The organism is Streptomyces echinoruber (assembly GCF_014651135.1).
Lineage (GTDB): Bacteria > Actinomycetota > Actinomycetes > Streptomycetales > Streptomycetaceae > Streptomyces > Streptomyces echinoruber.
In genome coordinates this window covers 30,618-40,588 of sequence record NZ_BMWH01000042.1, presented here as the reverse complement: position 1 = coordinate 40,588, position 9,971 = coordinate 30,618, and the positions used below count along the sequence as shown (strand labels likewise).

The 9,971-nt window shown below is 71.8% G+C and carries 10 protein-coding genes and 1 tRNA gene; 7 read left to right on the top strand and 4 right to left on the bottom strand.

Annotated elements, in window-relative coordinates; all coding sequences use genetic code 11:
* Both IE225_RS30810 and IE225_RS30805 read right to left on the bottom strand, forming a co-directional pair.
* A partial coding sequence (locus IE225_RS30810) for a hypothetical protein (protein WP_190060947.1) occupies positions 1–225 on the bottom strand: 225 nt, incomplete at its 3' end.
* A 405-nt stretch (positions 226–630) separates the two neighbouring features.
* Positions 631–717: transfer RNA gene (locus tag IE225_RS30805), tRNA-Ser, on the bottom strand.
* 924 nt (positions 718–1,641) lie between these two features.
* Between IE225_RS30805 and IE225_RS30800 the strand changes: the two genes are divergently transcribed.
* From IE225_RS30800 to IE225_RS30785, 4 genes are all read left to right on the top strand, one after another.
* Positions 1,642–2,142, top strand: a complete 501-nt coding sequence (locus tag IE225_RS30800; protein WP_190060946.1) for a hypothetical protein — start codon at positions 1,642–1,644, stop codon at positions 2,140–2,142.
* Positions 2,143–2,154: 12 nt separating this feature from the next.
* Entirely contained in the window at positions 2,155–2,337 is a 183-nt protein-coding gene (locus IE225_RS30795) for a hypothetical protein (protein WP_190060945.1), read from the top strand.
* A 759-nt stretch (positions 2,338–3,096) separates the two neighbouring features.
* Entirely contained in the window at positions 3,097–3,657 is a 561-nt protein-coding gene (locus tag IE225_RS30790) for a DUF2243 domain-containing protein (protein WP_190060944.1), read from the top strand.
* The gene (locus IE225_RS30785; protein WP_190060943.1) at positions 3,657–4,550 is read left to right on the top strand and encodes a cytochrome c oxidase assembly protein; all 894 of its coding nucleotides are present in this window, start codon (positions 3,657–3,659) and stop codon (positions 4,548–4,550) included. The genes IE225_RS30790 and IE225_RS30785 overlap by 1 nt, the downstream gene beginning before the upstream one ends.
* A gap of 199 nt (positions 4,551–4,749) precedes the next feature.
* Here the strand turns inward: IE225_RS30785 and IE225_RS30780 are convergent, their stop codons facing one another.
* Positions 4,750–6,144 carry a S1C family serine protease gene (locus tag IE225_RS30780; protein ID WP_190060942.1) on the bottom strand — a complete coding sequence of 465 codons (1,395 nt, stop codon included), beginning with the start codon at positions 6,142–6,144 and terminating at the stop codon, positions 4,750–4,752.
* A gap of 256 nt (positions 6,145–6,400) precedes the next feature.
* On the opposite strand from IE225_RS30780, the gene IE225_RS30775 reads away from it, so the two are divergent.
* The 3 genes from IE225_RS30775 (at position 6,401) to IE225_RS30765 (ending at position 9,340) form a co-directional block, all read left to right on the top strand.
* Positions 6,401–7,240, top strand: a complete 840-nt coding sequence (locus tag IE225_RS30775) for a glycerophosphodiester phosphodiesterase (RefSeq protein WP_190060941.1) — start codon at positions 6,401–6,403, stop codon at positions 7,238–7,240.
* Between the two features lie 164 nt (positions 7,241–7,404).
* A complete protein-coding gene (locus IE225_RS30770; RefSeq protein WP_190060951.1) occupies positions 7,405–8,052 on the top strand; it encodes an ATP-binding protein in 648 nt (215 codons plus the stop codon).
* Between the two features lie 322 nt (positions 8,053–8,374).
* The gene (locus IE225_RS30765; protein ID WP_190060940.1) at positions 8,375–9,340 is read left to right on the top strand and encodes a DUF5926 family protein; all 966 of its coding nucleotides are present in this window, start codon (positions 8,375–8,377) and stop codon (positions 9,338–9,340) included.
* Positions 9,341–9,606: 266 nt separating this feature from the next.
* Here the strand turns inward: IE225_RS30765 and IE225_RS33630 are convergent.
* Positions 9,607–9,971 (bottom strand): hypothetical protein (locus tag IE225_RS33630; RefSeq protein WP_229880176.1); only part of this gene is annotated, 365 nt, incomplete at its 5' end.

Sequence of the window (9,971 nt, the reverse complement as noted above, 5' to 3'; positions counted from 1 at the left end):
GGCGAGAAGAAGCGGGTGCTGCACCAGCGACTCACCACGCTCCTCACGACGACGCATCAGCGCGGCGAGAAGAAGCGGGTGCTCGATGATCGACTCCTCACCACGCTCCTCACGACGGGCCAGCATCGCTGCCAGCAGGAGCGGACCGAAGGGGGTTTCCTCGCCGAACTCTTCCTGGCCTGCTCCGGCCTTTTCCCGAGTGGGAGTCTCCGTCGTTGCCGTCATGGCTCTCTCTTTCTTCCTCGGCGCATGGCTCAGCGGAGTGCTCGGCTGTCAAAGCTTCGCGCTCCGCTCTTCATCGCCATCGTCGAGGCGCGCCACACCGATCGCACGTCGATCATGCGCCGCTCGGGTGCGGAATTCCGAGAACTCGCGCAATCCGGAAAAGGGTGTTATGGCGCGCGGCAATTGATGGAGCGGCCGCGATTCCGACCTGCCCGTGCGGGCCCATCCCGCAGCCGCGTACGGCCTACGGGACGACCCGCGTACCGGCAGAACCGCGCCCGCGCCCCGTCCACGCCCGCTCACACGGGGACCGCGGTGCCCCCTGGGGAGCCGCAGCCCCGGGCGGGCGTCGCGCAGCAGCACGGCCCCTGACCGTTTCACCTGGTCAGGGGCCATGCACGTGCGCGGTGGGTGTGGGATTTGAACCCACGGTGACATCGCTGCCACGACGGTTTTCAAGACCGTTCCCTTAGGCCGCTCGGGCAACCCACCTCCGCCCCGCCCACCTGGGGTGGAGCGGGTACAGCGTACCGGCCCCATGCTGTGCGCGGGGCATGGTCCACACGGGGTCCACCGACTCCGTTCCTCGTCGATCGGCTCCGAGCCGCACCCCCGGTGCAAGATTCCGACGCAGAACCCGACCCCGCCCCGACATCGTCACAGTCCGCGTCCCCTCCCTGTCGATCTGCACAGGGCAGCGGCCGGCGGCCTGCAGGCGATCTCGGGCACGAGCTGCATCAGCACCCGCACGTTCCGCGGCCTCCCGTCTTCAGGCGGGACCCGGAGGAGGCCACGGCCCGCGAGGGCTTGGAGGAGACGGGCCAACGCACCGACCCTCTGCGCTGAGCTTCGTTCGGGTGGCCGGAGCCAGGATGCCGTCCCTCCAGTCCGCACCGGCCGGAAGGCTCCGGTGGAGTCCCGTACCCGACACGTCTCGATCGTCTTGGGATCGGTGAGGAGCCTGGCAGTCAGTTCCTGCGGCCGGTCGGTACCGAGTGTTGGGCGGCTCCCCACTGCGAGGGCTGTGCAACGTCGCTGGTTCTCCACGTGCCGCGCTATCACCCGAGTCGGGCAATGCAACCAACAGCACTCGAGCGAACAGGTCGAGCAGGCGCTGGAGGCCGCGGAAGAGGAGCAGGCGGCGCGGCTGTTCACACAAGAAGTGCCGTCCTCATCTCACATCTGTGAATGCGAAGAGAGCGGCGCCCCGGCAAAGCTCAGTTCTTCCTCAAGATCGGACTTCCAAGGTCGTCAATGCTCCGACTTCTGTGTAGCTTTCTTTTCCAGGGGAGACCAAGACGGGCGTGCGGTAAATACCCGTATCCGTCGCCGACCACCGGCCACACGCGACAGATCTCCTGAACACAAAAGGAATCGGGGATTTTCTTTGCCTCCAAGAAACACTACTCAAAGGCGTTGGCGACCATTGGCGCCTTTGTTGCGGCGACTTCCTTAACGGTCACGCCGGCGCTCGCCGCAAATGCCGCCACGCCCACAAAAGGTGAGATCGCAGCAGCACTGAAACGCCACAGTGACGGGACGTGGACGCGGGCCGATGTGGACCTCATCCGGTCCATACCGGAACTCGCCGCAGTGGTACCGGACGTTACCCGTCCCGAAGAAGTCAGTGTCGTATCAGCGGTGATCGGCCCTGACGACCAGGCAGTGTCGGACAGGGACGGCCAGCCGCTTTCGCCGGCCGAGCTTGCGAAGGTGCTGCCGCCCGAGGACGCGGAGCCAAGCGCCCCCTCCCAGGTGCAGGTGACACCGGAGGAAAACGACATCGACTCCGCGATGATGAAGCGTGAGGTGGAGCTCTGCGTATTCAAGTACGGCTGCTACTCCACCCTGCATCCATGGGCCAAGGTCAAGGTCTACGGATCCGGCAAGACCGCAATCGGCGGAAGCGGCGTTTAAAGGAGAGAGCACATGAAGTCGCCCATCGGTTCATTGATTGCCATCTTCGCTTTCTTCGTCCTGGTCCTGCTGCTGCTCGGTTCCCACTTCGGGGGCATCGAGATCATCGCATGGCTCGTAGCGCTCGTCGCGTCCGTGATGTTCACGGTCCGGCGTCACCGTAAGAAGAAGACGGGCGCCGAAGGCGGAATGTAGCGGCTTCTTGGCGCACGAGTTCTCTCCTGACACGCTCCATCGCGCAAGCAGTGCCTCCAGACCGCATGTGGGTCTGGAGGCACTGCTGCGTTGCGGGGCACGCGTCGGCTTCCGACCGCAGTGCACTGATCGCTGAACGTTCTCGTCCTGTGGTTCGCGGGTGACGGCGGCCGGCGGCCTGGGTCCATGACGCGGCAGGGTTCCTGGTCGTTGCACTGGGGATTCCACTCGCCAACGTCTCGGCGCAGAAACCGTGTTGGCCCCGTACCGCCACCGCCGACCGGTGCGTCGCGGAGATGGCGGAGGTCTTCTCCGAGCGCGCTCCGAGCCCGCACGAAGCGCTGTGCGAGCTGACACCGGATGGGTTCGCCGTCCTCGACGGCCCCCTGATCGCCACCGACCGTGTAGCGGCGGATGAGCCGTGCTGCTCCGTGAAGCACCGCCGTCACGGTATGAACGTGCACACCGACCGCATCGGTCGGCCCGTCGCCGCCGTTCGCGCGGTCGAGATCGCCTGGCGCTCGGGGTGGGAAACCTTCACCGGGCTGCTTGTGTCCGATGGTCTGACGGTCGTGTCCGGCCCTCGCCGACGGCGCGGGCCGAACGGGCCTGGCAAGCCGCCGGCGGCCGATGGCCGGTGTGTCCGCGCGTGGGCCGTGCGGGGGAGTCGGCCGTGGTGGGGTGACTGCGATCGTCCGGCCGGGAAACCTCTTCAGCCGGAGGGCGCCAACACCGGTACCCGGGGACGGAGGCAGGACGATGGCGGCGACCACGGGCGAAGCCGGGGCCGGCCCGGCACCGGCCGGCCTTCGGCTTCCGGGGATCCTGCTGGGGGTGGGCCTGGGCGGGTTCGTCGACGGCATCCTGCTGCACCAGCTCCTGCAGTGGCACCACATGCTCTCCAGCACCGACCACGACCGCATCGGCGTGAAGTACTACGACCCCCGCACGGTCTCGGGGCTGGAGATGAACACCGTGTGGGACGGCGTCTTCCACACGGTGTGCTGGCTCTCCGTCCTGCTCGGCCTGGCCGTCCTGTACTCCCGGGTCACGCACCACCGCCGCGCGGTGTGGGTCTCCCGTGTGCTGTGGGGCTGGATCCTCGCGGGGTGGGGCCTCTTCAACCTCGTCGAGGGCGTCGTGGACCACCACGTCCTGGGCATCCATCACGTGCGCGGCGGCTCCCACCAGGTCTGGTGGGACCTCGGCTTCCTCGCCCTCGGCGCGCTGCTGCCGGCCTGCGGCCTGCTCCTCCGGCGCGGCGGGCGGCCGCTCGGCCCGGACGCCCCGGACGCCCGGCGGCCGGAGCGGGACGCCTGATGCATCACGACGCGCACCCCGTACACCCCGTGCACCACGACTCGCACCCCGTACACCCCGTGCACCCCGACACGCACCTCGTGCACCACGGGACGGGCAGCGGCCCGGCGCAGACCCTGCTGCCCGCGCTCGTCCTGGCGGCGCTCGCCGTCGGCCACCTCCTCCTCGTCCACCGGGCGCGGAGCCGCAATCCGGGGCGGGGCTGGAACCCCTGGCGCACGGCCGGCTTCACCGCCGGGCTGCTCCTGCTGGCCGCGGCACTTCTGCCTCCCCTCGCGCCCCTGGCCCGCACCGACTTCCGCGGCCACATGGTCCAGCACGTGCTCATCGGCATGTACGCCCCGCTCGCCCTGGTGCTCGGCGCTCCCGTCACCCTCCTGCTGCGCACCCTGCCCGTCGCCCATGCCCGCCGGCTCACCGCGGTCCTGCGCAGCCGCCCCGCCCGCGTGCTCGCCCACCCGGCCGTCGCCCTGCTGCTGTCCGCCGGCAGCCTCGTGGTCCTGTACTTCACCCCGCTGTACGACACCGCCGTGGGCCACCCGGCCGGGCACTGGCTGCTGCACGCCCACTTCCTGCTCTCCGGCTGCCTGTTCGCCTACGCCGTCGCCGGCCCCGATCCCGCTCCGGCGCGCCCGGGCGTGCGCACCCGCCTGGTCTGCCTCGGCTGTGCCATCGCCCTGCACGCCGTGGTCGCGCAGCTGATGTACGGCGGTTTCGGAGTCGACGTCCACGCTCCCGTCCCGCAGGTCCGGGGCGGCGCGGAGATCATGTACTACGGCGGTGACGTCGCCGAACTCCTCCTGGCCGCCGCCCTGGTGGCCACCTGGCGTCCCGGGCGCCGCCCGCGGCCCTCCCCGAACGCGCCGCGCTCCCGCGGTCCGGCACGGGCGTAGGGGCTCACTTCACCGCGTGCTGTTCCCGGCCCGCGCGCACTGTTCCGCTTCGTGATCCGGCGGATCGGGACGGGACGAACCCCTGCACGGAAGCGGAACCCCTGCACGGAAGCGGAAGGGGCGCCGCTCGTCGAGCGGCGCCCCTTGTGGCCGGCGTGTCCGTGACCGCGGAGGCGGTGGCCGGGCGGGAAGGAGGGGGTCAGTCGTCGCCCACGCGCTTGCCGAGGGTGAGGTCGACGGTGTGCTCCTGGCCGCCGCGCTTGTAGGTGATGCGGACCTTGTCGCCGGGCTTGTGGGTCCAGATCTCGCCGATCAGGGTGGGGCCGCTGTCGATGACGGTGTCGTCGAGCTTGGTGATGACGTCGCCGGGCTTGAGGCCGGCCTCGGCGGCGGGACCGCCGGGTTCGACAGCGGCGGAGCCACTCGTGCCCCGGTCGACGATCCGGGCGCCGCCGGTGCCCTCGTCCAGGGAGACGGACGCGCCGATCTTGGCGTAGACGGGCTTGCCGGTCCGGATCAGCTCCTGGGCGACGTACTTGGCCTGGTTGATGGGGATGGCGAAGCCGAGGCCGATGGAGCCGGGCTGGCCGGTGCCGAAGCCGCCGTTGCCGGTGGACTGGATGGCGGAGTTGATGCCGATGACGGCGCCGCGCGCGTCGAGCAGGGGACCGCCGGAGTTGCCGGGGTTGATGGAGGCGTCGGTCTGCAGGGCGCTCATGTAGGACGCCTTGCTGCCGGTGCCGTCGCTGGAGGCCACGGGGCGGTGCTTGGCGCTGATGATGCCGGTCGTGACGGTGTTGGACAGGCCGAAGGGGGCACCGATGGCGATGGTCTCGTCGCCGACGGCGACCTTGTCGGAGTCGCCGAGCGGGAGCGGTTTGAGGTCGGACGGCGCGTCCTTGAGCTTGATGACGGCGACGTCGTAGCCCTGGGCGTGGCCGACGACCTGGGCGTCGTACTTCTTGCCGCTGGGGAAGGTCGCCGTGAGTTTGCCGCCGTCGACGGCGTCGGCCACCACGTGGTTGTTGGTGACGATGTGGCCCTGGGTGTCGAAGACGAACCCGGTGCCGGTGCCGCCCTCGCCGTTGCTGCCCTCCGCCTCGATGGTGACCGTGCTCGGCAGGTCCTTGGCGACGACGGCGGCGACGGAGCCGGGGTCGCGCTTGACACTGGCGGGGCCGCCGTCGGCGACGGCGACCGTGGTGGAGCTGGAGTCGTCGTTCTTGGCGAGGGTGTAGCCGAGGCCGCCGCCCAGGCCGCCGGCGACCAGCGCGGCCGCCAGGACCGCGGCGACCAGCCCGCCGCGGCCGCCGCCGGACTTGGGTGCGGGCTGCTGGTACGCGCCCCAGCCGGCTCCCGCTCCGGCGCCGCCGCCGTAGGCGGGCGTGCCGGGGGGCGGCGGGGGCGGCCAGGAGCCGTGGGCGGCGGACGCGCCGCCGTCGGAGGGCGCCGTCGGCGCGTGAGCGGGCGTCTGCGGGGGTGCGGGCTGCTGCGGGGGCGCGGGCTGCTGCGGGGAGGTCGCGGGAGACGCCACCGGCACGGGGGGTGCGGACGGGGCCGGGGGGACCGCGGTGCCCTCGTTCTCGGTGCTCACAGCTCTTCTCCTCGATCCACGGCTGGTGTTGTCGGTCGCACGTGCAGGGCTCGCATGTGTATGTGTATGCCGCCAGCCTTTCCCATGCGCCGTCAGGGCACCATAAGGGGTGGCTGTGGGTTCGACCGGATCCTTTACACGTGACTTTTCTGTGCGAAATGGACAGAAGTATGACGGCGGCCGACGCCCCGATCGTACGGGTGTCCGGGGCCGCCCGGACACACGACTACCCCGTCGCGGTGGCACCATGACGCAGATGACCCACGCACGTCGGCACCCCGCCTTTCGCCCCGTCCAGATCGTGGCGCACCGCGGCGCCTCGGAGGACGCCCCCGAGCACACGCTGGCCGCCTACCGCAAGGCCATCGAGGACGGCGCCGACGCCCTCGAGTGCGATGTGCGGCTGACCGCGGACGGGCATCTGGTGTGCGTGCACGACCGTCGCGTCAACCGCACCTCCAACGGCCGCGGCGCCGTCTCCGCGCTGGAGCTGGCCGACCTCGCCGCCCTGGACTTCGGTTCCTGGAAGACGCGGGAGTCGGTCCGCGCGCGCGGGGAGGAGCCGGACTGGGAGCACCGCCCGGAGGACCGGGAGGCGACGTCGGTGCTGACCCTGGAGCGGCTGCTGGAGCTGGTCGCGGACGCCGGGCGCCGGGTGGAGCTGGCGATCGAGACCAAGCACCCCACGCGCTGGGCGGGCCAGGTCGAGGAACGGCTGCTGATGCTGCTGAAACGGTTCGGACTGGACGCGCCGCCCTCGCCGGAGGAGTCGCAGGTGCGGGTCATGAGCTTCTCGGCGCGTTCGCTGCACCGGGTGCGGGCGGCCTCGCCGACGCTGCCCACGGTGTACCTGATGCAGTTCGTCTCGCCCCGGCTGCGCGACGGGCGGCTGCCCGCGGGGGTGCGCGTCGCGGGCCCCTCGATCCGGATCGTGCGCAACCAGCCCGCGTACGTGGAGCGGTGGAAGGCCGCCGGCCACCGGGTGCACGTGTGGACCGTGAACGAGCCGGAGGACGTGGACCTCTGCGTGGACCTGGGGGTCGACGCCATCATCACCAACCGCCCGCGCGCGGTGCTGCGCCGCCTGGGACGCTGAGGCCGGCCGCCCGGCACGGAGTGACATGCCCCACATGAGCGCGACGCCCCATTGATACACAGGCGTACGTCGTCCACCCTTCCGTCTCGGCCACACCGGCAGGATCAAGCCATCTGGCTACGGGGAGTGCTCCGGCGCGTGCGGAGCGTTTTCGAACGTTGCGAGTGCGTCACCGGGGACGGATCGGCCGGTTTCCGATTCGGGCCAGTGGGGCATCCACACCGTGGCGTGGGGCGAAGGAGGTCTCGGGGGTGGCGTTGGTGGTGGCACAGGAGGTGCCCACGTCGTCGAGCATGGCCGTGCCCCATGGCCCTGCGGGCGTGGGGGAGGCGAGACGCCGCATGCGCGAGCAGTTGCGCGGGGGCGGTGTGCCCGAACCGGTCGTCGACGACGCCGTACTGATCCTTTCCGAGCTCCTGAGCAACGCCTGCAAGCACGGTCGGCCGCTGCAGGGCGCACTGGCCGGGGACGGCTGCGTGCGGGCCGCGTGGCGGGTGGACGCCGCCGGCCGGCTCGTGGTGGAGGTGACGGACGGCGGCGGCCCGACCCGCCCCGCCCCGGCGACTCCGTCGATCACCGCGCACGGCGGCCGCGGGCTGAACATCATCACCGCCCTCGCCGACGACTGGGGCGTCCGCGACGAAGCCCACGGAGAGGTCACGGTGTGGGTCGTCGTCCACAGCGACGTGCACGACCCGGACGCCGGCCACCGCCGCCACGACTTCGCCGCCCGTGTCGCGGCCCCGCCGGTCTCCGCGATCCCCGGAATGACGGGACCGTCCTTCGCGGACGGGTTCGACGAGCTGGACTGAGCGCCCGGCGCGTCCCGCACGGCGACCCGACGCGTCCGCACGGTGGTTCGGCGCGTCCCGCACGGTGGTTCGGCGCGTTCCGCCCGGCGCCCCCGGTGCCTCCCGCACGGCGACTCGGCGCCTCCCGCACCACGACACGACACGACGCTTCCCGCACCGCGGCGCGACACCTCCCGCCCGGCGCCCCGGCACGTCCGCACGACGTGCACGCGCACGCGTACGCCGTGCGATGCCGACGTTTTCCACAGGGTCCCGTCGCTCGTGGCGTGAACGGCTAGGCTCGCGCCCGTACGAAACGAGCCGTAACCGGGAGACACCCACGATGGCCAAGAAGCGACCCCAGACGAAGGCCAAGCGCCCGCGGATCACGGATGGAGAGATCCCGGTTGTCGGCGCCCGTGAGCCCTGCCCCTGCGGCAGCGGCCGGCGCTACAAGGCATGCCACGGCCGGGCGGCCGCACAGGCCGTGACCGAGCTGGTGCGGCGTCCGTTCGAGGGACTGCCCGGCGAGTGCGACTGGGTGGCGCTGCGCGAGCTGGTGCCGGCGGCGACGGTGCGGCTCACGCTGAAGGACGGCCTGCCCGAGGGCGTGCCCTCGGTGACGCTGGCGACGGTGCTGCCGATGGCCTGGCCGGCACTGCGCCGCGACGACGGCTCGGTCCTGCTCGGCCTGCAGAACGACACGGCGTCGGGCGACATCAGCCGCGCTCTCGCCGACACCCTGCAGCGGGCGCTGACCGCCGAGCCGGGCACCCCGGTGCAGGCCCGCCGGGTGCCGGCCGACGGGCCGCGGCTGCAGGACCTGCTGGACCCGCAGGGCGCCTTCGAGCCGGTGGTGCACAGCGGCTTCGAGTTCTGGGTGCCGGACGCCGAGCAGGCCTCCCCCGAGGTCGCCGCCTCCCTGGAGCGGGCCAACGCCGCCGCCATCCCGACGGTCCGGCTGACCGGCGTGGAGGCGGCCTACTGGTGCCGCACGCCGGAGAAGAACCACCTGCGCTGGGTCATGCCGCATCCCGAGGAGCGGCTTTTGGACGCGCTCGCGCGGCTGCACGCGGCGGGCCGGTCCGGTCTCGGCGAGGGCACGCGGCTCGTCGGCTCCTTCCGCGCCCACGGCCTGACCGTCCCGGTGTGGGACCTGCCCGGCGAGGTCGGCGCGGAGGACGTGGAGAAGCCGGCCGCCGAGTTCGCCGAGCGCCTGGCGGAGGCCCTGGCCAGCGACGCACCGCTCACCGCGGAGGAGCGCCGGGCGCGCGGCGGCCTGACCAACCGGCAGATCACCCTCGGCTGAGCCCGCCGGCCGGCCTCACCGGTCACCCCGCCGGCGGTCCCGGGCCGCCGGCGGCTCCCGCCACAACTCCCCTGCGGAACAGGCGAGTCGGTGTCCTGAAGCACCGGCGCGCCGGTGTCCGGAAAAGGGAAGATCGAATTTGCCAACAGCCGATCTCTTGTTACCGTTCCCATAGCCCGGTTGCTGGTGCATCCCCCGTCGCCAGCAACCGGGTCTTTCCGTTGACGCGTTTCCTCACACACCGCAGCCGGTCGCCAACTTCCCGCTCACGAACGGGAGTTGCTGCCCGAGCGCAGCAGCAGCGGCGCGTCGGGCCCCGCCGCGAACTCCGCGACCGCCGTGTACACGTCCGGGGCGCCGCGGGTCGGCTCGCGGGGTGTCTCGCAGGTGGCCGGCTCGTCGTCGGCGCCCGGCGTGCAGTGCGTCTGCACGGTGCGCCCGGCGGGGCCCAGCAGGCTCAGCACGGCGTCCAGCGCCTCGCCGGTGGTGTTGCGGTAATAGGTGCGCGCCCAGGTCTGCGCTCCCTGCGTCAGCACGCAGGTCTGCGCCTCGACGCCGTCGGGGGAGGACAGGACCGGACCGCAGCGGGCGGCGGTGGCCAGGCCCAGGCCCAGCAACAGCGGGGAGCGGG